At 68.0% G+C, this 22,054-nt stretch carries 18 protein-coding genes; 10 read left to right on the forward strand and 8 right to left on the reverse strand.

Annotated elements, in window-relative coordinates; all coding sequences use genetic code 11:
- Nucleotides 1-22: 22 nt before the first annotated feature.
- Together EL493_RS33635 and EL493_RS33640 are read right to left on the reverse strand one after the other, a co-directional pair.
- Nucleotides 23-1,696, reverse strand: coding sequence for an MMPL family transporter (locus EL493_RS33635; RefSeq protein ID WP_022566045.1), 1,674 nt, complete (start codon nucleotides 1,694-1,696; stop codon nucleotides 23-25).
- 14 nt (nucleotides 1,697-1,710) lie between these two features.
- Nucleotides 1,711-2,310, reverse strand: a complete 600-nt coding sequence (locus tag EL493_RS33640; RefSeq protein WP_022566044.1) for an MMPL family transporter — start codon at nucleotides 2,308-2,310, stop codon at nucleotides 1,711-1,713.
- An 82-nt stretch (nucleotides 2,311-2,392) separates the two neighbouring features.
- Here EL493_RS33640 and EL493_RS23870 point away from each other — a divergent pair, with 82 nt between their 5' ends.
- Genes EL493_RS23870 through EL493_RS23885 form a run of 4 tightly spaced genes read left to right on the forward strand, consistent with a single transcriptional unit; the run spans nucleotide 2,393 to nucleotide 6,789 of the window.
- On the forward strand, nucleotides 2,393-2,791 hold the full coding sequence (locus EL493_RS23870) for an ArsR/SmtB family transcription factor (protein ID WP_019050326.1): 399 nt from the start codon (nucleotides 2,393-2,395) through the stop codon (nucleotides 2,789-2,791).
- A complete protein-coding gene (locus tag EL493_RS23875) occupies nucleotides 2,788-4,749 on the forward strand; it encodes a heavy metal translocating P-type ATPase (RefSeq protein WP_019050327.1) in 1,962 nt (653 codons plus the stop codon). The genes EL493_RS23870 and EL493_RS23875 overlap by 4 nt, the downstream gene beginning before the upstream one ends.
- On the forward strand, nucleotides 4,746-5,258 hold the full coding sequence (locus EL493_RS23880; protein ID WP_019050328.1) for a signal peptidase II: 513 nt from the start codon (nucleotides 4,746-4,748) through the stop codon (nucleotides 5,256-5,258). Before EL493_RS23875 ends, EL493_RS23880 begins: the two co-directional genes overlap by 4 nt.
- The gene (locus EL493_RS23885; RefSeq protein ID WP_022566042.1) at nucleotides 5,227-6,789 is read left to right on the forward strand and encodes an MFS transporter; all 1,563 of its coding nucleotides are present in this window, start codon (nucleotides 5,227-5,229) and stop codon (nucleotides 6,787-6,789) included. The genes EL493_RS23880 and EL493_RS23885 overlap by 32 nt, the downstream gene beginning before the upstream one ends.
- A 137-nt stretch (nucleotides 6,790-6,926) precedes the next feature.
- Here EL493_RS23885 and EL493_RS33290 read toward each other — a convergent pair whose 3' ends face one another.
- From EL493_RS33290 to EL493_RS23910, 5 genes are all read right to left on the reverse strand, one after another.
- Complete coding sequence (locus tag EL493_RS33290) at nucleotides 6,927-8,870, reverse strand: N-acetylmuramoyl-L-alanine amidase (RefSeq protein WP_036836617.1); 1,944 nt, start codon at nucleotides 8,868-8,870, stop codon at nucleotides 6,927-6,929.
- A 582-nt stretch (nucleotides 8,871-9,452) separates the two neighbouring features.
- The gene (locus tag EL493_RS23895) at nucleotides 9,453-9,857 is read right to left on the reverse strand and encodes a DUF302 domain-containing protein (protein WP_019050331.1); all 405 of its coding nucleotides are present in this window, start codon (nucleotides 9,855-9,857) and stop codon (nucleotides 9,453-9,455) included.
- A 33-nt stretch (nucleotides 9,858-9,890) separates the two neighbouring features.
- On the reverse strand, nucleotides 9,891-10,091 hold the full coding sequence (locus EL493_RS23900; RefSeq protein WP_051719579.1) for a YgaP family membrane protein: 201 nt from the start codon (nucleotides 10,089-10,091) through the stop codon (nucleotides 9,891-9,893).
- An 81-nt stretch (nucleotides 10,092-10,172) separates the two neighbouring features.
- A complete protein-coding gene (locus EL493_RS23905; RefSeq protein ID WP_019050333.1) occupies nucleotides 10,173-10,442 on the reverse strand; it encodes a metal-sensitive transcriptional regulator in 270 nt (89 codons plus the stop codon).
- 85 nt (nucleotides 10,443-10,527) lie between these two features.
- Nucleotides 10,528-12,714 (reverse strand): MMPL family transporter, encoded by a 2,187-nt coding sequence (locus tag EL493_RS23910; RefSeq protein ID WP_019050334.1) that lies wholly within the window; start codon nucleotides 12,712-12,714, stop codon nucleotides 10,528-10,530.
- Between the two features lie 1,024 nt (nucleotides 12,715-13,738).
- Here EL493_RS23910 and EL493_RS33775 point away from each other — a divergent pair.
- The 3 genes from EL493_RS33775 (at nucleotide 13,739) to EL493_RS23925 (ending at nucleotide 16,558) form a co-directional block, all read left to right on the forward strand.
- Complete coding sequence (locus tag EL493_RS33775; RefSeq protein WP_324615691.1) at nucleotides 13,739-13,999, forward strand: helix-turn-helix domain-containing protein; 261 nt, start codon at nucleotides 13,739-13,741, stop codon at nucleotides 13,997-13,999.
- A gap of 250 nt (nucleotides 14,000-14,249) precedes the next feature.
- Nucleotides 14,250-15,521 (forward strand): tyrosine-type recombinase/integrase, encoded by a 1,272-nt coding sequence (locus EL493_RS23920; protein ID WP_081723052.1) that lies wholly within the window; start codon nucleotides 14,250-14,252, stop codon nucleotides 15,519-15,521.
- Nucleotides 15,522-15,679: 158 nt separating this feature from the next.
- Nucleotides 15,680-16,558 (forward strand): hypothetical protein, encoded by an 879-nt coding sequence (locus tag EL493_RS23925; protein ID WP_036836615.1) that lies wholly within the window; start codon nucleotides 15,680-15,682, stop codon nucleotides 16,556-16,558.
- Here EL493_RS23925 and EL493_RS23930 read toward each other — a convergent pair.
- A complete protein-coding gene (locus tag EL493_RS23930; RefSeq protein ID WP_019050337.1) occupies nucleotides 16,555-18,276 on the reverse strand; it encodes a BCCT family transporter in 1,722 nt (573 codons plus the stop codon). The two genes, EL493_RS23925 and EL493_RS23930, sit on opposite strands and share 4 nt — an antisense overlap.
- 223 nt (nucleotides 18,277-18,499) lie before the next feature.
- Here EL493_RS23930 and EL493_RS23935 point away from each other — a divergent pair, with 223 nt between their 5' ends.
- From EL493_RS23935 to EL493_RS23945, 3 genes are all read left to right on the forward strand, one after another.
- Nucleotides 18,500-20,074 (forward strand): LVIVD repeat-containing protein, encoded by a 1,575-nt coding sequence (locus EL493_RS23935; protein WP_022566037.1) that lies wholly within the window; start codon nucleotides 18,500-18,502, stop codon nucleotides 20,072-20,074.
- Between the two features lie 2 nt (nucleotides 20,075-20,076).
- Nucleotides 20,077-20,691 (forward strand): DUF305 domain-containing protein, encoded by a 615-nt coding sequence (locus tag EL493_RS23940; RefSeq protein WP_019050339.1) that lies wholly within the window; start codon nucleotides 20,077-20,079, stop codon nucleotides 20,689-20,691.
- 149 nt (nucleotides 20,692-20,840) lie between these two features.
- Complete coding sequence (locus EL493_RS23945) at nucleotides 20,841-22,049, forward strand: molybdopterin-binding protein (protein ID WP_198041122.1); 1,209 nt, start codon at nucleotides 20,841-20,843, stop codon at nucleotides 22,047-22,049.
- The last annotated feature ends 5 nt before the right edge of the window (nucleotides 22,050-22,054 follow it).

Consider the following 22,054-nt stretch of genomic DNA (forward strand, 5'->3'; position numbering starts at 1 on the left):
GCTCGGGCAGTGTAGTGCCGGATCAGTCCGCTGCCGGTGATCTGGGCAACCACCAGTTCCATCGGCCCATCAGCTGCATCAGGGCGGGGACGAGTACCAGCCGAACGAGGATCGCATCGATGGCGACCGCGATGCCCAGGGCCAGGCCGAGCTGTTTGAGTTCCAGTGTGCTGGCGGTGATGAAGCTGCCGAAGATGACGACCATGATGGCGGCGGCTGCGGTGATGGGCCGCGCGGTGTGGGTGAGGCCGGAGGCGACGGCGAACCGGTTGTCGCCGTGGGTTTCCCAATATTCGCGGATGCGGCGGATGAGGAATACCTCGTAGTCCATCGACAGGCCGAACAGGACTGCGAAGACGACGGTGGGTAGGTAGACCTGCAGGAATCCGACGCTGGTGAAGTCGAGCACGGATTCGCCGATGCCCCATTGGAACACGGCCACGGTGATGCCGAGAGCGGCGGCGGTGGCGAGCAGGTTCATCGCGATGGCCTTCAGTGGCAGGGCGATGCTGCGGAACGCGGCGGCGAGGAAGATCAGTGAGGCGGTGAGCACGAGGCCGATGACGAGGGGCAGTTTAGAGGTCATTTCGTCGGACAGGTCGACGAATTCGGCGGTGCTGCCGCCGACCAGCACTGTCGGTCCACCGTCGTGTCCGATGTCGGTGGCGGTGCTGCGCAGGTGGCGTACGAGGTCGATGGCCTCGGCCGAGTCGAACGCCACCGCAGGCAGGGCCAACGCCAGGACACGCCCGTCGCCGGCCTGTGGTGGCAGCAGCGTCTCGATGCGAGGGTCGTGCGCTATTTCGGTCAAGAAGTCGTCCACGCGTGCTCGCTGCTGGGCAGTCAGCGGCTGGTCGGTGGGGCCGGTTGCGACGATCTCAATGGGAGACAGTGCCCCGGCGGGGAAATTCGTGGTCAGTGTGGCGGCGGCGCGCCCGGCGGGTGTGTCGTCGAGTGCGGAGACACCCATGTCGAGGCCGTAGCGGATCCCGAACAGCGGCAGGGCCGCGACCGCCAGGACCGCGACGGCGACCGAGCCGAAGAGGATCGGCCGCCGCATCACGGTGTAGGCCCAGCCCATCCACCGGCTGGGGCGGTCCCCGTCGACGGTGGTGGCCTCGGCCGGTTGCCACCGTTTCGGTAGCGCGCCACGGTTGATGGAGGGGCCGAGGGCAGCGAGCAAGGCCGGAAGCAGGGTGGTGGCGACAATGAGCATGGCGGTGACGGCGGTGGCGACGCCGAGTGCGATGCCGCGGAAGATGGGTGCGGCTATGACGACCAGCGCGCACAGCGACACCATGACCACCAGCCCGGACACCAGGATGGTCTTGCCGGCAGTGGCCAGCGAGGCTGCGACAGCATCGGCGATCCGGTCGCGGTCGCGGCGATCGGCGACCCGCGCACGCACGAGCTCTTCGCGGAAGCGGCTGACGACGAACATCGCGTAGTCGATGCCGACACCGAGCCCGATCATGGTCGCCATCGCCATCACCAGGGAATCGAACGCGGTCACCGTCGTCATCGCGAACAGCGCGCCGGTCGCGAGCAGCAGGCCCGCGACCGCCACCCCGATCGGCACGGCCGCGGCGGCGAGCGCGCCCAGGGCGAGCACGAGCAGCACCAGTGCGACCGGGATACCGATCGCCTCCGCCCGAGCCAGGTCGGTGTTCTGCATGTCGGTCGAGGCGTTCTGCACTGCGGAATAGCCGGTCAGCGCGAGTCGATTCCGCTCTGCTGGTCGGGGATCGCATCCTGTACCTCGCGGGCCACCGCCGCTCGTTCGGCCATATCGCCGTCGAGCCCGACCAGCGCGAGGGCCACATGCCGATCCGGTGAGATCTGGGCGGCAGGCATCCCGGTGTAGGGACTGACCACGTTCCGCACACCTGGAACCTGGCGGGCGGCAGCAACGGCCGCCTCGACAGCCTGGCGGAAGTCGGGGTCGTCGGCCGTCGAGGTCGGTGAGGCCACCACGATGACCGACTGTTCGGCCCCCAACTGCGGGAAGTGTGCCGCGACCAGCCGGTCCACCTCGGCCGAGCCGGAACCTTCGACACCGAAGTCCATCGCCCCGAGCCGCTCCTCGAGCCGTGGATAGGCCAGCGCACACAGTGCTAATAGCAACACCCACACCGTCAATACCGCCCGGTGATGTCGCGCCATCACCGCGCCCCACCGATATAACAGCGACCGGCGTTGACCTGGCGGTTTGCCCTCGGCTGCGGGCGTGATCGTCGCGGCCGATTTGCTTGTGGTCACAAGCTCCTCCTCATCCCGGGAGTCCTCGTACAGACCCATATTGATCGCCATATTCCGATGTAATCGGTGATATGAGATGAGATTAAGGCCGGGAGCGATGGATATCAATGCCATACATGGCTATCATCGTCGTATGACGATGAATCAAGTGGACGACTGCCCGGGCGGGACCACCGGCCTGGACCCGGCGGTGGCGTTGTTCCACAGCCTCTCCGACAGCACCCGGTTGTCGATCGTGCACCGGTTGGCGGGCGGGGAGGCGCGAGTCGTGGACCTGATGGGCGAGCTGGGTTTGGCCCAATCGACGGTGTCGGCCCACGTCGCCTGCCTGCGCGACTGCGGCCTTGTCGTCGGTCGCCCGCAGGGCCGCCAGGTGTTCTACAGCCTGGCCCGCCCCGAGTTGATGGACATGCTCGCCGCCGCCGAAACCCTTCTCGCCGCCACAGGCAACGCGGTCGCGTTGTGCCCGAACTACGGCACCGACGCCGCCCCCACCACAACCCCTGAGACCACCGAGGAGATGCCGGCATGAGCGACGCCTGCGGATGCGGACACGACGAACCCACCAGCGGCGAGGCCGAGGAACGCGAACCCGAAAAGCTGTGGCAGGTCACCGAACTGCGCGCGGCCGCCATCGCCGGTGTGCTGCTGCTCGCGGGTTTGCTCGCCGGATGGGCCGGTGCACCACGCCCGGTGGAACTCACCCTCGAGGCTGCCGCGCTGGTGGTGGGCGGCTACACCTTCGTGCCGTCGACGCTCAAACGCCTCGCCAAGGGCAAGATCGGTGTCGGCACGCTGATGACGATCGCCGCGATCGGCGCGGTGATCCTCGGCGAGGTCGGCGAAGCCGCCATGCTGGCGTTCCTGTTCTCCATCAGTGAAGGTCTCGAGGAATACGCCGTCGCGCGCACCCGCCGGGGTCTGCGCGCCCTGCTGAACCTGGTGCCCGAGCAGGCCACCGTCGTACGTGAGGGCTCCGAAATCGTCGTCGCCCCTGCCGAACTGCGCGTCGGCGACCGCATGCTGGTCAAACCCGGCGAACGCCTGGCCACCGACGGGGTGATCACCGAAGGCCACACCGCACTCGACGTCTCGGCGATCACCGGCGAATCGGTGCCGGTCGAGGCCGGTCCCGGCGATGAGGTGTTCGCCGGATCCATCAACGGCAACGGCGTCCTGGAAGTCCGGGTTACCGCCGATGCGCAGGACAACTCCCTGGCCCGGATCGTGCGAATCGTGGAGGCCGAACAGGCCCGCAAGGGTGAAGCGCAGCGGTTGGCCGACAAGATCGCCAAACCGCTGGTGCCCGGCATCATGATCACCGCCGCCGCGATCGCGGTGCTCGGCGCCCTCTTCGGCGATCCGGCGACCTGGATCGAACGCGCCCTGGTCGTGCTGGTGGCGGCCTCGCCGTGCGCGCTGGCGATCTCGGTGCCGGTCACCGTCGTCGCCGCGATCGGCGCGGCCAGCAAGCTCGGCGTCCTGGTCAAGGGCGGTGCCGCCTTGGAAGCTCTCGGCAAAGTCCGCACGGTGGCCCTCGACAAGACCGGCACCCTGACCGCGAACAAGCCCATGGTCGTCGAGGTCGCCACCGCGCAGGGGACCAGCCGCGAGCAGGTCCTCGCCCTGGCCGCCGCGCTCGAGGCCCGCAGCGAGCACCCACTCGCCCGCGCCATCCTCGCCGCCGTCGACACCCCGCACGCGGCCACCGATGTCGAAGCGGTCACCGGCGCCGGTCTCACCGGCCGTGTCGAGGACCGTGTGGTTCGGCTGGGCCGTCCTGGATGGCTGGAGTCGGGCGCGCTGGCCGCCGACGTGCAGCGAATGCAGGCCGCCGGGTCGACCGCGGTGCTCGTCGAGGACGACGGCCGAGTGATCGGCGCGATCGCGGTGCGCGACGAACTGCGCCCGGAAGCCCGCGAAGTGATCGCGCGCCTGCACGCCTCCGGCTGCCAGGTCGCGATGCTCACCGGCGACAACACCCTCACCGCCAAGGCGCTGGCCACCGAAGCCGGAATCGACAGTGTCCATGCCGATCTGCGCCCCGAGGACAAGGCGCGCATCATCACCGACCTGCGCGCGCAGCGGTTCACCGCCATGGTCGGCGACGGCGTCAACGACGCCCCCGCCCTGGCCACCGCCGACGTGGGCATCGCGATGGGAGCGATGGGCACCGATGTGGCCATCGAAACAGCCGACGTCGCTCTCATGGGTGAAGACCTGCGCCATCTGCCCCAAGCGCTCGACCATGCCCGCCGCGCCCGTTCGATCATGCTGCAGAACGTCGGCCTGTCCCTCGGGCTGATCACGGTGCTGATTCCGCTAGCTCTGTTCGGTGTGCTCGGGTTGGCGGCGGTGGTGGCAGTGCACGAGCTCGCCGAGATCGTCGTCATCGCCAATGGTGTGCGGGCCGGGCGCGCGAAGGCCCTCGCCGCGGCACCGGAAACAACCACCCGGCCCGAACCGGTCACTGTGGGGGCCGGGAAATGACCACCACGAATCCGGTGCGAACCGACCGGCCGCGACTGGGCCGCCGGATCGGGCTGCTGGCCGTAGCCGCCGGATTCGCGGCCACCGACCTGGCGATCAAAGCGTGGGCAACGGGAGCGCTTGCCGGTGCGCCCATCGAGGCCGGGCCGTTGGATTTGCGGCTGGCGTTCAATCCCGGTGCGGCGTTCTCGATCGCCGCCGACGCCCCGGGCTGGGTGCTGCTGGCCGTGACCGGCGCCATCACCCTCGCGGTGGCGGTCTACGGATGGCGGACCGCCCCCGGTACCGGCCTCGCCTGGCGGTTGGGGTTGGCCGCGATCCTGGGCGGGGCCAGTGCCAATCTCATCGATCGGATCCCCGACGCGGTGGTGACCGATTACCTGCACACCGGCTGGTGGCCGACGTTCAACCTCGCCGACACCTTCATCGTCGTAGGCGCCACCACGCTGGTCGCGCTGACCATGTTCGGGAGTTCCCATGAGCGAGACCAACTCTCCCCTGCGGACTGACCTGCCGGCGATCCGGCGCTGGGCAGGGCTCGCGGCCTTGGTCGTGGCCCTGCTCACCGTCGGCCTGGACATGATGGTCCTCAATGTCGCGTTGCCCACCCTGGCCCAAGACCTGGGCGCGAGCACTACACAGCTGCAATGGATTGTCAACGCCTACACGCTCGTTTTCGCCGCCCTCATGCTGCCCGCAGGCGGCTTCGGCGATCACTACGGCCGCAAGAAGCTCCTTTTGGCAGGGCTGGTCGCGTTCGTCGCCGCCTCGGCGTGGGCGGCCTACAGCGGCACCACCGGTTCGCTGATCGCCGCCCGCGCGGTGATGGGCATCGGTGCCGCGATCATCGTCCCACTGTCGCTGGGCCTCCTGCCGATCCTGTTCCCACCGGAGCAGCGTCGTCGCGCGATCGCGGTCTGGGTCGGTGCCCTCGGCGTCGGTCTCCCGCTGGGTCCGATTGTCGGCGGCTGGCTGCTCCAGCACTTCTGGTGGGGTTCGGTCTTTCTCATCAACGTCCCGGTCGGCCTCGCCGCCCTGGCCGCCTGCTTCGCTCTGCTGCCCGAATCCCGCGACCCCCACGCGCCGCCGTTGGACTGGCCCGGCATCATCGCCGCCGTCACCGGCACAGGGGCGCTGGTGTTCGCCATCATCGAAGCTCCCGAGGACGGCTGGACCGATCCTGTCGTGCTGACCACCCTCGCGGTCGGTGTGGTGCTGATCGCGGTATTCGTGGCGTGGGAACGGCGCACCGGCCATCCGCTGCTCGACCTACGGCTTTTCGCCGATCCCAGCTTCACCTGGCCCACACTGGCGGCCACCGCAGCCACCTTCACCCTCGTTGGGATATTGTTCGTTCTGCCGCAGTATCTCCAGATCCTGCGCCACTACGACGCCCTCGGCACCGGATTGCGTCTGGTCCCCCTGGTGCTGGCGATCATCGTCGCTGCCTCCGCCGTCGACAAGATCGTCACCCGCCTCGGCGCGAAAGTCCCGATCGTTGCCGGAATGCTCATTGCCGCAGCGGGATTCGTGCTGTCTTCCCGAATCACCCTCGGCTCCGGATACGGGTTCGTCGCTGCCTGCCTCGCGGTCGTGGGTTTCGGTGCCGGGCTGGCGTTGGCACCGGCAGTCGACGCGGTTATGGCCACGCTGCCCGAAGACCGCAGCGCGGCAGGCTCCGGTCTGCTGATGGCCATCCGCCAGATCGGCGCCGCGTTCAGCGTCGCCATCCTGGGCACGCTGCTCAACCTCACCTATCTCCGAGACCTCGACCCGCACTTGCACGGCCTGCCCGGCCCAGCGGTCAGCGCGGCGCGTGAGGGCATTGCCTCGACATGGCAGGCAGCGACGGAACTGCCCCGACCTGCCGGGGCCGAGCTGGTCGCCACCAGCGCTCACGCCTTCACCGAAGCCATGACCGCGGTGTTCCTCGCCAGCGCGGCCGTCAGCGCAATCCTGGCCTGTGCCATTGCTCTCAAACTCCCGAACCGGCCCGCACCCGAGGTCTCAGCCGATCAGAGGACCCACAACGCCCAGTAGCCGGCGGCCGAGTACGGCGAGCCGCACCTACCGCGATCGGCTCGCAATTGTCCGATCGACGCTCTCCTTGCTCTCGGACTGATGGGACCGACGCGGGAGAAAGCCCGATCGCGACACATCCCGCCGTGGCCAACGCGTCATTGCCCGCTGTCAGGATCGGCTGCATGCGTCGGTTCGGGCGGGGCGGCCTCGGCGGACACAGGTGCAGGTGGTATCGGGTGGCTGGGTGTGGGCTGGGGCAGCCCGAGTGTGGTCACGATCCCTGTCGCCTGGTTGAACACCAGCGATCCATGGCCGAAATCGACCCGCGCACCACCCGGGACCGGGTACTCGTTGCTGTGAGGCGCACCCATCACGCCGGTGTCACCGCCGAGCTGAGCGAACCGTTGCCCGATGCGCCCCGCTACTTCGAAGATCTGACCGTCGGGGGCTTGGAAGAGATAGCCGTTGACGAACCTGGCGTACTGTCCGCCCTCGACACTGGCCACCGGCTCCGAAGCCGCCAACCCCAGGCGTCCCTGCGGCCCGCCCGCATCGACCCAGTGTCGGGCCAGCACATTTCGGTCCACGAGATCGAGCAGTCTGCCCGTCAGTGCCACCAACGCCGACATATCTGCGTCCTGATCAGGCTGGGCCTGCGATGGCGTCGATGGCGCCGAATCCGGGTCCGCCGGTGCGCGTCTGGGCGGTGCACCCGAGTTCACGCCCGCGGCGATCGCGCGGATACGGTCCATGAGTGCGTAGGCGGCATCCCCGGCACAGTCGGTGTTACCGACGTCGCGGTGAGAAAACACCACCGGCAACTGCACCTGCTCGCCCTCACTGTAGGGCGTGAACTCGGTGCCCTCGGAGATCATCGTGGTTGTCCCGCGTGGATCCAATCCAGCGATGCGGGCCCGCCATCCGATGAACTGCCCCATCGCCGTGACCGCGGCCTGGCTCGGCTCCTCGGACTCGTGATTGCCCATGAACGCCACCCCGGCGGTGTTCTCGTTGAAACCGCCGGTGTGTGCGCCCTGCACGGGCCGCTCCAGCCCGCCGAAGTGCCCTTCGAAGATCTGACCGTATTTGTCGACGAGGGCGTGGTAGCCGATGTCGCACCACCCCAAGGTCTCGGCGTGGTAGGCGTAGATGCCACGCACGATCGCCGCGGACTCGGCCCTGCTGTAGTCATTGCGGCCCGCGGTGTGATGCACGACTATTCCGCCGAGGCCGTCGTCGTAGGTCGGATCCTCACACCGAATCGACTCGTCAGCACCCCACTGGGCCCTGCTGATCACCCGTGGACCGCCCCCGGCCAGCGGCGCGGCGATAGCGGACAGATTCTCATCACCGCGCCCGGGATCGAGCAACACCGCCGTCAGCTCCGGCACGCCGGATCCGAGATGGTCCGGACCCGAGATCGGGTGCGGACCTTGCACTGCGGGCTGATCCTCGTCGGGTCGGTGAGTGGACAGGATCTGCACCGCGTTCGTGTCGCCGACATAGACCGGTTCAGTGCCCTGCATGCGGCCCTCCCCAGGGCGTCGGGCGGCGATGCTGTCGTCGGTGCCGGCTTCGAACCACGGTCCCCAGGTGCCGTCGGATTGGCGGGCTCGCACCATCGTCGTCGTGCCGTCGAGCCTCGGGGCAGTCAACCCGATCATGCTGAAGCGACTGTCGCGGGTGAGTTCTTTGACCTGAGCGCCGACCCGGTCGGTCAGCTGGTCGGGCACGGCACCGGGATCCAGTGCCGGGGTCCGACCCGAAATCGGAGCGCTTCCGTCGGCGGCGATGAATCCGATCGGACCGACCCCGGAACCTGCGGGAAGAGGCGGGCCGCCGGGCACCACGCGAAGATCGGATACTCGTAGGTCTGGCAGTGCCATGCCTGCCAGCTCGCGCAACGGCAACACCACCGACGGCATACCCGACAATCCGACCTCGGTTGATCGAATCGGCGTCACAGCACTGGGATCGCTGTCATTGGAGAATCTGTACTGCCACCCGTCACCGAGGAACCCGGCGGCGACCGGCACCATCACCACCGCGGACGCCACGATAGGGAGCACATAGGACCGTTTGCGAGCGTAGTTCGGCACCAGCAACTCCTCGTTCGGAAAAGACCGCGATGGCGGGTCCGAACCAACGAGCCGAACCAGTACCACCGATCACGCCAACCACAATCACCCCAAGCATGAAGTACTAGTTGAGACTGTAGCCAGACCGTAGCCAGTTTTCGGCGCGACACTCGGTACCCGTTGAACGCACTCTCGACGCCTTCACTCACCAGAGACGGCAAAAGCACGCCGATCGCACGCTCGTCGATCAGCACACAGGCCGACCGCCATCGACGACTTCCGAGGCGAAGTCGTCTCCTTCTACGCCTGCGAGGGTGGTCCACCCCCGCCAGTGACTCAGCAGATCGCCGAGCACCTCGGTCAGCGTCAGCGTTGTCCACGACGACTGCGTTTCGTGCGACCCGCCATCAGGTGCCGGTGGGTGCCTGAGTACGGCAGGCGGTCCGGCAACGTCGCCGCTCGACAGCATCCAGGCTTGCGTCGTCATTTTCACAGGTAAGAGCCGTCGAGGAAGAGCGCCGGGGGACAATCCGATTCGCCGTGGTTGTGCTCGGTAGGGGTGCTGTTGATGCCATATCGTTGCGTCGGCTGGATTGCTGGAGTTCAGCCGCTGGTGGCAAGCGTGTCGATCGCGGACTGCAGACGCCGTCCGGCATCGGCTGCGACCTCGGCGAGTTCAGGTTCGCCGGTGACCTGCACCATCAGTTGCGGGTTCATCGCCTCCACCAGGACTGCGCCTTCCGCGGTCGGGTGCTCGCGCACGATTACGTTGCAGGGCAGGAGTAGTCCGATCTGACGGTTCACCTCGACGGCTCGGTGCGCCAGCGGTGGGTTACAGGCGCCGAGGATGAGGTAGCGCTCCATGTCTTCGCCGAGCTTGGCTTTGAGAGTGGCCTGCATGTCGATCTCGGTGAGCACACCGAATCCTTGTTCCTGCAACGCCGCTCGGGTCCGGGTGACGGCATCGGTGAACGACGTCTCCAGCGTGGTGGACAGTGCGATTTTCATCGGTTCGGACTCCGTTCGCCTCGAGGAAGTGGTTCAGGAAGCTTGTGCGATGGTCTGCGGGATGCGGCAGCTCGCCCGTTGCAGACCGACCTTCTCCATGATCAGACTGGCGGGACACCATCCGACCGCGGAGTAGAAGACCAGGTTGGCGCCAACGAAGCCGGTGAGGAGCAGCCACCACGGCGAGAACGCCAGTGTCAGTGCCACACTCAGCAGAACCATCACCCCTGCCATGAGCGGCACAACTCGTTCGACGGTCCAGCCCTGGTGACGAGGAAGGCTTTTCACGGGCGACTCCCCTTTCGTGTAGATCTGTCAGGCGAGGGCGAGGAAGAGCTTCTCGAGCTCGGCTTCGCTCATCGGTTCCTTGCCGTCCTCGGACTCCCCGGTCAGGCACTCGCGCAGGCCGCTGGCCACGATCTTGAATCCGGCCCGGTCCAGCGCGCGTGAGACCGCGGCAAGCTGTGTCACCACGTCCTTGCAGTCACGTCCGTCCTCGATCATCGAGATAACCCCGGCGAGCTGCCCGTGCGCGCGACGCAACCGGTTGAGAACCAGCGCGATGCTCTCTTCGTTTCCGACCATGGCGATTCCTTTCAGCGATCCTGACCCACTATACCCCAGGGGGTATGCAGGAGGCCGTGATCCGCCTCATGCATACCCCGTCGCGTCAGCCGTGCGAGAAGCTGATGTTCGGCAGGATCCTGCGCAGCCAGACCGGAGACCACCAGGCGGCATGGCCGGTCAGGCGTAGCAGAACCGGCAGCAGCACGAGGCGGATGAGGACCGCGTCGAGCAGGACGGCGACACCGAGGATGATGCCCATTTCCTTCGGCGGCAGCGGTTCGGCCAGGGCGAAGGTGAAGAACACCGCCACCATTACCGCCGCCGCCGCGGCGATGACGCGGCCGGAGTGCGCGAGGCCCATGACGTGGGCGACCTTCGGGTCACCCGACTCCTCGTAGTGTTCCTTGGCGGTCGAGAGCAAGAACACCGTGTAGTCCATCGCGATGGCGAAGATCATCGCGAAGAAGAACACCGGGCCCCAGCCGTCGAGGAAGCCTTGCGGTGTGAAGCCGAGCAGGCTCGCCCCGTGTCCGTCCTGGAAGATCAGCTTGGCGACCCCGAACGCAGCCGCGGTGGAGAGCAGGCTCACCACGGTGCCCAGGAGGGCGATCAGCGGTGCTTGCAGTGCGACCAGCAGCAGCACGAATCCGAGGACCAGGATGATGCCGACGATCAGCGGCAGGTAATCGTTCAGCGCTTGCTGTAGGTCGAGGTTCTCCGCCGGAGCACCGCCGACGAGCGCCTGTTCGGGTAGGTCCGAACGCAGTTGGGTCAGGATCGAGACCATCGCCTCGTCGGAGGGATCGACATTCGGGATCGCTTGCAGCATCACATAGTCCGAGCCATCCATGGCAGGCTGCGGCGGGGTGACCATGGCGATGCCGTCGGCCGCCGAGGCTGCCACCGCGGTCGCCTCGGCCTGGGCGGCGGGGGCGACGATCTGGAGCATGCCCGGCGCACCCTCGCCCATCTGCGCCTGAACCAGCTCGTAGCCCTGACGGACCGGGGCGCCGCCGGGAACCACCTCGATCGAGGGCATCGCGACCTTGAGCCCCAGCACGGGGATCGACAGCGCGATCAGCACCAGCAACGATCCGATGGCGAACGGCCACGGGTGCTTGTGCAGCAGGTGGCCCCATGCCTCGAACAACGGGGACCGGTGCTGTTGCCTCTTGGCGATCGGCAGCGCGCCGGCGTTGACCTTCCGTCCGAGCTTGCCGAGCACGGCAGGCAGCAGGGTCAAGGTGGCGGCGAGAACGAACGTGACCGCGAGCATGATGCCGACAGCCATGGTCCGCACGGCGGGGGCGGGAACCAGCAGGACGGCGGACAGGGACACGAGCACGGTCAGCCCCGAGAGGACGACAGCCTTACCTGCGGTGTCCATGGTCTCGGCGACGGCGGCGCGGGCGTCGCCGGTCCTGCCCAGCGCGTCCCGGAACCGCGCGACGATGAACAGGGCGTAGTCGATGCCGAGGGCGAGGGCGAACATCATCGCGAAGTTCATGGCCCACACCGAGATCGGCGTCACAGAGTTGAGCAGCACCAGGCCACCTGCCGACGCGACCAGACCTGCGAGGGTGAGCAGCAACGGCAGTCCCGCGGCGACGAGGGAGCCGAACGCCAGCACCATGATCGCGAGGGTGACCGGCCAGGACAGCATCTCGGCCTGGATCATCGCGTCGTGGTTGGCCTTGTTGAAGTCACTCCACAGCGCCGACGCACCGGTGGGATAGATCTCGATGTCGGCGGTCGACAGTGCGCCCAGTTCGCCCTTGAGTTCGTCGACGGCCTTGACCATGTCGTCGGTGCTCGCGTTCGCCCCGGCGATCAGGATGCCGGTGTGTCCGTCAGGGCTGATCGACATGCCGGGTTGAGGTGCGATGACCTCGCCGAACCGCGGGTCGGCGGCGAACACCGCGGTGACGTCGGTGAGCACTTCCCGGACCTGCGGATCCGTGACGGCGAGGGTGTCCGAATGCACGACGACCTGCACCGCGGCGGAGGAGTTCCCGCCGAAATGTTGCTGGGCCAACTCGCGGACCTGCACCGATTCCGAGCCGTTGGCCTGCCAGCCGGCGCCCGCCAACGAAGTGAACACGCTCGGGGCCGCGGTCCCGAGCGCGACCAACGCAATCAGCCACACCCCGAAAACCCACTTCGCATGCGTGGCCATGGTTGCGCCCATGCGCGCCAGTACGCCGCCCACCGCCGAAAGGGCGGCGTCTCCCGGCTTCGGCTGTGTCGTCACCGACGACAGGTCGTCGGTGACAGCGTTCTTGCTGCTCATTTCGGAGCTCTCCTTATACGGGTGGGGGTATACGAACGGGCGTAGTGCGCCACTGGGAACTAATGCGGAGCCGCCCCTCGGGCGGCCGAAACTGCGGACTACCGCTCGCCACGGTATACCCCTGGGGGTAATTTGCATACCCCTGGGGGTACCTAGCGGCCGGGCGGAGCGAAGGCCATGGTTCTCAACATGAGGGCGAGGAACGACAGCCAGCAGATGGCGCCGCCGGTGCTGCCGACGGGGCCAACCGGGCCAGTTGCGCGGCCCCACTGTCGAGACGGTTGCCCCGCCCTACGCCCCATGGGAGCCGCAGCGCGTACGGGGAGAGGCGTACAGGTCTGCAGTTGTTTCGATCGCGTGAGGCCCATGAGGGATCGCACGCTCCTGGGAGTTCCAATCTCAGGGTTCGCCCTATGCCCGCCGTCTCGCGGTCATGGCGTTTCGAGCCCAGCGCGCCGAAATCCTCGATCCGTGCAAACCCGGTACAGACTCCCGGCGTCAGCTGCGAACGCCTCCCCCATAGGCCGAGGGACATCTGGCTGGTTGGCGTGCGCGCCGCCGTCGGCCTGATCAGCGCCATCTCGAGCGCCAGACCCCCGAGACAAGTTGGGGCTGCTGCAGGATCGGGTGACAGTGTCACCTACCCCTGCAGCAGCCCCCCTCTTTATCGGTAACCACGGGGAACAGCTCGCTACCCGAGCAGCCTCCGCAAACCGCGAGTCCTCGCCCGCTGAGCTCGGTCCGCGACCCCTCCGTGTGACGAAGGCTGCCGAACCCGTTGCGACCCACTCCTTCGAGTCCAGTCGGTTTGACGCTCATCGGATTACCTGCCTCATCTCCGCGGATGTGCTCGCAGGGATGCAAGTCTCGCCCCCCACGCCAGAGATTCCGGTGCTGCAGCGAAGCACTGCTGACATCCACCGTCACCTTGAACGGCCACAGCATCACCAGCGGCACGGCGACGTTCTCATCTACACTCGAAGTTGGAAGAGCCACCGACCAGGAGAGAAAGCCCTGGTTCCCTATGCCTTCCCATGAATCCCACTCGGCGTCTCCACGTTCACATTTCGGGTCCGGTTCGCAACGACAACCCCAACCAGACGATGAAACCTGGTTGAGCACAGCTGAATTGGCAGCCCGTCTGAATATCCCGATAAAGACACTCGCGGCTTGGGCGTCCGCCGGAACCGGACCTCGCTTCGCCCGCATGGGCCGCTACCGCCGGTACAGGCTCGGAGACATCCGTGACTGGGAAGCTCAGCGTCTACGACCATCTGGCGGCTAGTCGCTGACCACGATCGCCATGTGGTTCGCGGCTGAACCTCTATGAACAGCCCCTCTTTTGAGCCGCTATGACGATGCGGACCTACAGCAGATCGAGTCGAGTTCGATCGGCTCCCCCGCCCTCTGCGCCACCATGCGGCCACATTCCACGACCCCAACTGCGACCCACTCGTCGTGATCAAGCCTGCAGACCCACGCCCCATGCGACGCCAACGGTCTGTGGGCCATGACTGCGCGGCCAACGTCCGACGATGCCCGATCGAACGGATATCGCCCGCCTACTGGGAGAACTGATGCCAAATCCGCCACTTGCCATCGGCACCTACGGAGCGATCAACACCAAACGACAGCCCAACGGCAGCTGGCGAGCGAGCGCTCGCTTTCGTGACGATGACGGGACCACACGACCTGTTCAGGCGTACGGCCCAACAAGGGCGCGCGCCGTCGCCGCGTTGAAGGACCGTCTGAAAGAGCGGCGGCGGGCTTCCAGCTCAAGCGCGGAACTGACCCTGGATACCAAGCTTTGCGACCTGGCCGCCTTCTGGCTTGCCGAACTCGAGTTCGAAAACCGCATTACGTCGCAAACGATCGACGAATACCGCTCCCACATCTATGTCGCCAAAAAACGTGGCCGGAAGGACACCGTCAAGATCAACACATCCCTGGGCGGACTGCGCATCCGCGAAGCCACCACCACGCGGCTGGACACCTACCTCAGGGAGGTGGCCCGCACATCGCCGTCGAAGGCGCGGGCGCACAAGGTAGTTCTCAAAGGCATGATGGGCTTCGCCGTTCGCCGCGACGTCATCATTCACAACCCGATGCTGAACGTCGCTCGCATCCCCCGGAACGCCCAACGACCCCGAGCTGCCGACCTCCCGACTCTCCACGCACTACGCGATCAACTCGAGACATGGTTGACCGGCAGCGCCATACCGGGCACCCCCGCCCACCAACGCGGTCCCCGCCGATCGCGCATCGTTCTCGATGTCGCAGATGTGCTGCTGGGCACGGGCGCACGAATCGGCGAAGCCTTGGCGATTCGGTGGCAGGACCTCGATCTGGATGCAGAGGTTCCCCGACTGACGATCTGCGGGACCATCGTCCGAGTAACCCAAGAAGACGGCGTACTGAGAGCTGTCCGGCAGGAATGGACCAAGACTCAAGCCGGATATCGGTCGGTAGCTCTACCCCAGTTCGTCGTGGAGACACTGCGGCGCCGGGCGACCACTGCCATCTCCAACCCGCTGGACTTGGTGTTCACCGGCCGCGGCGGGGCTATCTACGACCCGCACAACTTCCGCCGGAGCTGGCGCGCAGCCCGAGGCGAAAGGTTCAATTGGGTCACGCCTAAAACCTTCCGGAAGTCGGTGGCAACGCTCATCGCCAACGAATACGGGGCAAGTCGTGCGGCACGCCAACTCGGCCATGCCGACGACGGCACCATCGCTCAGCGTCACTACATCGACACCCCACACGAGGTCGAGGACTTCCGAGCCCTCCTTGGCAAGTCCTCGCGCTGAACTCGTGTCGAAAGCGTGTCAGACGTCGAATATCAGGCCTCCTCAGTCCAGCCTGACCAGCCGCCCCGACCCCGGATTCGGGGTGGATCCATCGTGCGGAATCGGTGCGAGAGAATGGTGGGGTGAGCGAGCACGCCGACCTGGACCACGCTCTCGACCTGCGGGTATTGCCCGAGGTCGAGTGGCAGGCCGCCGCGTCCGCACACAGGGAGCGGCTCGATCGGCTGGTCGGGCCGTATCTGGAGCGGCGGGCGGCGGGTACCACGCATCCGGTCATCGATTTTCTGTTCACCTACTACGGCAACAAGCCCTCGCAGCTGCGGCGGTGGCATCCCGGCTTCGGCATCGGGTTGCGCGAGGCGCACGACTACGCCGGTGCGCGCGGCTATCACCGGGTGCGGGACGCGGTGTTCACCGCCGACCCGGCGTATCTGGCCAAGCGCCGGGACACGATCGGTTTCGTCGCCGAACTGCTGGGCGCCACCGCGCGCCGGCCCGCGCAGCTGTCGTGTTTCGGGCTGCACGAGTGGGCGATGGTGTATCGCACCGACGAGGTCCGCCATCAGCAGGTGCCGCTGCGGCTGGGGTCCGCGGGCACCGACGCCGTGGTGGAGTCGATGTCGTTGCGCTGCACCCACTTCGACGCGTTCCGGTTCTTCACCCCCGACGCCGTCGGCCGCAATGCCGAGCCGCTCACCCGCGCCGATCAGCTGCGGCGGGAACAGCCGGGCTGCCTGCACGCCAACATGGACCTCTACAAGTGGGGTTTCAAACTCGCCCCGCTGATCTCGTCGGATCTGCTGCTGGACTGCTTCGAACTGGCCTGCACCGCACGCGAACTCGACATGCGGGCCAGCCCGTACGACCTGCGCGAGTTCGGCTACGAGCCGGTGCGGATCGAGACACCCGCGGGCCGCGCCGAGTACGTGCGCGCCCAGGCCGCCGTCGCCGAGTCGGCCGACGTGCTGCGCGCACGGCTCGGCCGCGCCTGCACCGATCTCACCGCGGCGCTGGCACGGCTCGAGGCGACGGACTAGGCCCGCGCGGGCGGCTGGTCCGGCTCGTCCTCCGCGGGTTCGGTGACCAGCGTGAAATCGCCCTCGTGCAGTTCGGTGCCCTTGTCCACGGCGATCTCGACCAGCTCGATGCCACGATCGGCGCGCAGGATCAGCGGGTCGGTGCGCAGGTCCTTGTACAGCGACACGCACATCGCCGCCATCACCACCAGGAACGGCAGCGACACCACCGTGGTCAGCGCCTGCAGGCCGGTGAGCGCGCCGCCGAGGTCGTCGGAGTCGGCGATCACCAGCATGATCGCGGCGACCGCGCCGGTCGCGGCACCCCAGAAGATGACGATCAGCCGCGACGGTTCGATGCTGCCGCGTTCGGACAGCGTGCCCATCACGATCGAGGCCGCGTCGGCGCCGGAGACGAAGAAGATGCCGACCAGGATCATCACCACCACCGTGGTCACCGAGGTGATCGGGTACTGGTCGAGCAGGTGGAACAGCGCGAAGTCGGAATCGACCGAGCCGTCGGCCTCGGTGAGCGCGCCGTCCTCGGCCTGCTCGGCGATGCCTGCCCCGCCGAAGACCGCGAACCAGAGCAGGCTCACCGCACTGGGGACCAGCAGGACCCCGGTGACGAACTGGCGGATGGTGCGCCCCCGGCTGATCCGGGCGATGAACATCCCGACGAACGGGGTCCACGAGATCCACCAGGCCCAGTAGAAGATGGTCCACTGCGACAGCCACGTCTGCATCGCCTCGTCGCCCGCGCCGGTGCGCGAGGCCATGGTCGGCAGCATCTCGACGTAGTCGCCGATGGAGGTCGGGATCAGGTTGAGCACCAGCAGCGTCGGGCCGGCGACGAAGACGAACGCCGCGATCGCCAGCGCCAGCACCATGTTGATGTTGGACAGCCACTGGATGCCGCGCTCCACCCCCGACACCGCCGACAGCACGAACGCGACGGTCAGCCCGGAGATGACGGCGACCAGCCCGACCTTGCCGATGCCGTCGATCCAGCCGTTGAACTCCATGCCCGCGCCGATCTGCAACGCGCCCAGGCCCAGCGAGGCCGCCGACCCGAACAAGGTCGCGAAGATCGCCATCATGTCGATGGCGCGCCCGCCCAGTCCTTCGGCGTGGCGACCCAGCAGCGGGCGGAACACCGCGGAGATCAACTGCGAGCGGCCTTTCCGGAAGGTGCCGTAGGCGATGGCCAGGCCGGCGACGGCGTAGATCGCCCACGGGTGCAGGGTCCAGTGGAACAGCGTGGTCGCCATGGCCACCTCGGCGGCGGCCGGGGTGCCGGGCTCGGCGGTGTGCGGCGGCGGGTTCACATAGTGCGAGAGCGGTTCGGCCACACCCCAGAACATGAGCCCGATGCCCATGCCCGCGCTGAACATCATCGCGATCCAGGACACCGTCCGGAACTCGGGTTTCTCGTCGTCGGCGCCGAGCGGGATGCGCCCGTAGCGGCTGGCCGCCACCCAGATCACGAAGACCACGAACGCCGTGGCCACCAGGACGAACAGCCAGCCCGTGTTGGTGATGACCCATTTCTGGGCCGTCCCGGCCGCGGACGCGAGACTCTCGTGGTCGAGCACGCCCCAGGCGACGAAGGCCAGTGCGCCGATCGCGGTGGCGCTGAAGACGAATCGATCCAGCCGGGGCCCGCCCGGCGATCGACCGGCTACCGGCGCCACCGTCGCGTCCTTCTCGTCGGATCTGCCTACGACATCGCTGGACATGGCACCCGAGTCCTCTCCGGTCGCGCCGACGACCCTCACAGACACACCCCGACGTAACTCAGGCAACCGTACAGCGTTTCGCCACCGGGACGGGGTAACCGAGCCGCCGGTCAAGCGTCCGGTTCGGCGAAATCGCCCGCGCGGACCCGGCACTCGATCTACCATCCCAGCAGGGGGACGACTGTCTGAGTCAGTCCGGGGAAGTCGGCAATGGAGGCGACAGATGCGTACACGTTCGGGGAGATCACTCCTGCGGTCCACGGCTCTGGCCGCGGTGACCGCGCTCGTGGTACTCGGGCTGCCGTCCGGTTCGGCGGCGGATCCGTTCGCCGACCTCACCGGTGCGGTGCGGGAGTTCCTGGATGTCGGGCGCACGGCGGTGCCGCGCGCCGACTGCGGACCCGGCTCGCTGCCGGAATCCGGCCTGCAGGGCGACGTGCCCGCGGCTGACCGAGACAGCGGCCGCAGCACACTGGGTTACCGCTGCAACATGTCGATGGTGGGCAACTACGCCGGGCGCGGCGCGGGCATCACCTCGACCAGTTTCGAGCACTGCGCCTACATGGGCACGTTCTTCCCCGGGAACATGATCAGCGAGCACCAGGGTGTGCAGGTGCTCGATGTGTCCGATCCGGCGAACCCGCGGGTCACCGCCACCCTCACCGAACCGGCCATGCTGGCCGGGACCTGGGAGACGCTGAAGGTCAACACCACCCGCAAACTGCTGGTCGGCACCGGCGTCCCGGTGGGGATCGGTGCCGGCTACCTCTCGGTGTACGACATCTCCGATTGCGCGCATCCGCGACTGCTCAACCCCGGCACCGGCTCGAATCTGCTCATGCCACTGCCGATCACGACGCACGAGGGCGGCTTCTCCCCGGACGGGCGGACGTACTGGGCCTCCGGGATCGCGCCGGGCTTCCTGAGCGCGATCGACCTCACCGATCCCGCACAACCGCGCGTCGTCTGGCAGGGCCTCACCGGGATCGAGGCGCACGGCCTCGGCGTGAGCCCGGACGGCAACCGGCTCTACATCTCCGCGCTCGGCGGATTCACCGTGCTCGATGTGAGCGCGGTGCAGCGCCGCGACCCGAATCCGCAGGTACCGCACCTGGGCCGGACGTTCTGGACCGACGGGTGGGCCACCCAGCACAGCGTGCCGGTGACCTACGACGGCGTACCGCACGTCTTCACCGTCGACGAAGGCGGTTCCGGCGGGGTCAAGCTCATCGACGTCTCCGTCGACGGTGACCCGAACATCACCGCGAAGATCAAGCTCGAGATCAACTTGCCGGGCAATATCGACGCCAATGTCGGTTCGTCCATGGGTGGTTCGGCGTTCTCCTACGAATCGCACTACTGCGCGGCCGACCGCCCGGCCGATCCGACCGCGCTGGCCTGCGGCTGGATCTCCTCCGGCATCCGGGTCTTCGACGTCCGCGATCCCGCGGCCATCCGGGAGATCGCCTACTTCAATCCGCCGGCACGGACCGGCCGCAACCTGGAGGTCTGGAATTCGCCGCACGCGCTGGCCTCGATCATCGGCATCCCGGTGATGAGCGCGCCCGCCGCGCTGCGGGCGATGGCGGAGGGCCAGTTCGACCCCGCCCAGGCGCTCACCTCCCGGGCCGGTGACGTGGCGTTCGGCGACATGTCGACCGACTGGTGCTTCTCGCCGCCGGAATGGCGCGGCGACCAGCTGTACGTCTCCTGCTCCGACAACGGCTTCATGGTGCTGCAACTCGACAACCAGGTGTACGCCCCGCCGGCCGACCAGCAGTCGACCGTGGGGTCGTGAGGATGGCCCGTGCGCTCCGCGTAGCCGCGGCAGTCGGTCTCGCGGTGTTCCTGCTCGTTCTCGGCGCCGCGCTGCGCCCGCTGCTGATCACCGAAAAGGCCACGCCCGCACCGGTGCTCACCGCGATCGAACTCGGTTTCGCCCAGGACATGACCGCCCATCACCAGCAGGCGCTGATCCTCGCCGAGCGGCTCGATCCGGCCGCCGACCCCACCGTGCGCAGGCTGGCCGAGCAGATCGGCGACACCCAGCGGGTGGAGATCGGCACCCTGCTGGGCTGGACCCAGCTGGCGGGGGCGGCGCCGACCTCGGCGCAACCCATGACGTGGATGGCCGCCTCGGCGGGTCACCATCACGAGGCGGCGGCCGCGATGCCGGGCATGGCGACCACCGCCGAGCTGGACGCCCTGTCGGCCGCCCGCGGCGTCGCGGCCGAAACACTGTTCCTGCAGCTGATGTACCGTCACCACGCCGGCGGCGTCACCATGGCCAGGGCCGCCGACGCCCTCTTGACCACCGGGCCGGTCAAACAGGCCGCGCGCGCCATGGCGCAGTCACAGAGTCAGGAACTCGGCTATCTCGGCATGCTGCTCGAGGCCAGGGGCAGCCGCCCCTGAGCCGATGTGTCCGAATACGCACCGGTCCGGCGCCTGCCGGGTGAGCACAACGTCATCGCGGGGCAACTGGCCAGAAAATCACAGGCAACGGCCACTGCGGACGATGGGCGGGATTGTCGGTGAACTGTGGTCGGAGGCTGGACGTGGTGGTGAGCGCACGAGCGGGCGTGATGGTTCCGGCCGTGGAATGCGGGCTGGCCAGGGTACGCGCCCAGATCGCCGAAGGGCTGGCGCCGATCGGCGTGCGGGAGATCCCCGTGGCCGACGCGATCGGGGCCACGCTGGCCGCCGCGCTCACCACGGGTGGGCCCCTGCCCCGGGTCGACAGTGCCGCGATGGACGGGTACGCCGTCGCCGGGCCGGGTCCCTGGTGGCGGTTGCACGAACAGATCAGGTACGCGGGCCGGGCCTGCTCGGTGGTGCTCGCGCCCGGTGAGGCGGTCCGCATCGCGACCGGCGCCGCCACCCCGCTGGGCACCACCGCCACCCTGCGCGACGAACATGTGGTGACGACCTCGGTCTCCGGGCAGCCGGTGGTCATGCGCGCCCCCGGCGCCCCGGTGCGCGACGACACCCGGCGCCAGGGCGAGCACTGGCACAGCGGCGTCGAACTCGCGGGGGCGGGCACCCGGGTGTCGGCCGCGCTGGTCTCGGCGGCGCTGAGCGCGGAGGCCGAGACCGTCACCGTGCGCGGGCCGTTGCGCGCCGATGTCGTGATGACCGGCGACGAGATCCGGGCCGTGGGCCCGCTGGGCGCCGGGGAGACCAGGGATTCGCTGGGTCCGGTGCTGCCGCAGTTCCTGCGCTGCTGCGATATCGAGAGCACCGGGCTGTGGCATCTGTCCGACGGCCATGACCTGCTGCGCTCCTGGCTGACGCTCAAATCCCACGCCGACCTGGTCGTCATGGTCGGGGCCACCGGTCGCGGCGCCGCCGATCACCTGCGCGCGCTGCTGGCCGAACTCGGCGCCCGCATCGTCGTGGAACGGGTCGCCCTGCGGCCCGGCGGGTCCACCCTGGTGGCCCAGCTACCCGACGGGCGGGTGCTGCTCGGCCTGCCCGGCAACCCGTTCGCGGCGGTCGCGGCGCTGCTGGCGATCGGTCCCGCCGTGGTCGACGCGCTCACCCTGCGCCTGCCCGCGCCCGCCATGTGGGGCAGGCTCTCCGACGCCGGGGTGATGGAAGGCGAGTCGACCCGGATCGTGCCCATCCAGCAGCAGACCGGCGGGGTGTGGCGCAGCACCGGTCCCGCGCACACCCCGCACCTGGCCGGGCTCATCGGCTGCCAGGCGCTGGCCGTCCTGCCGCCCGGCACCGGCCGCGGCACGCTCGTCGAACTGCTGCCGCTGCCGCACTGAGCTCC

Origin of the sequence: Nocardia asteroides, assembly GCF_900637185.1 — a bacterium.
Taxonomy (GTDB): Bacteria; Actinomycetota; Actinomycetes; order Mycobacteriales; family Mycobacteriaceae; genus Nocardia; species Nocardia asteroides.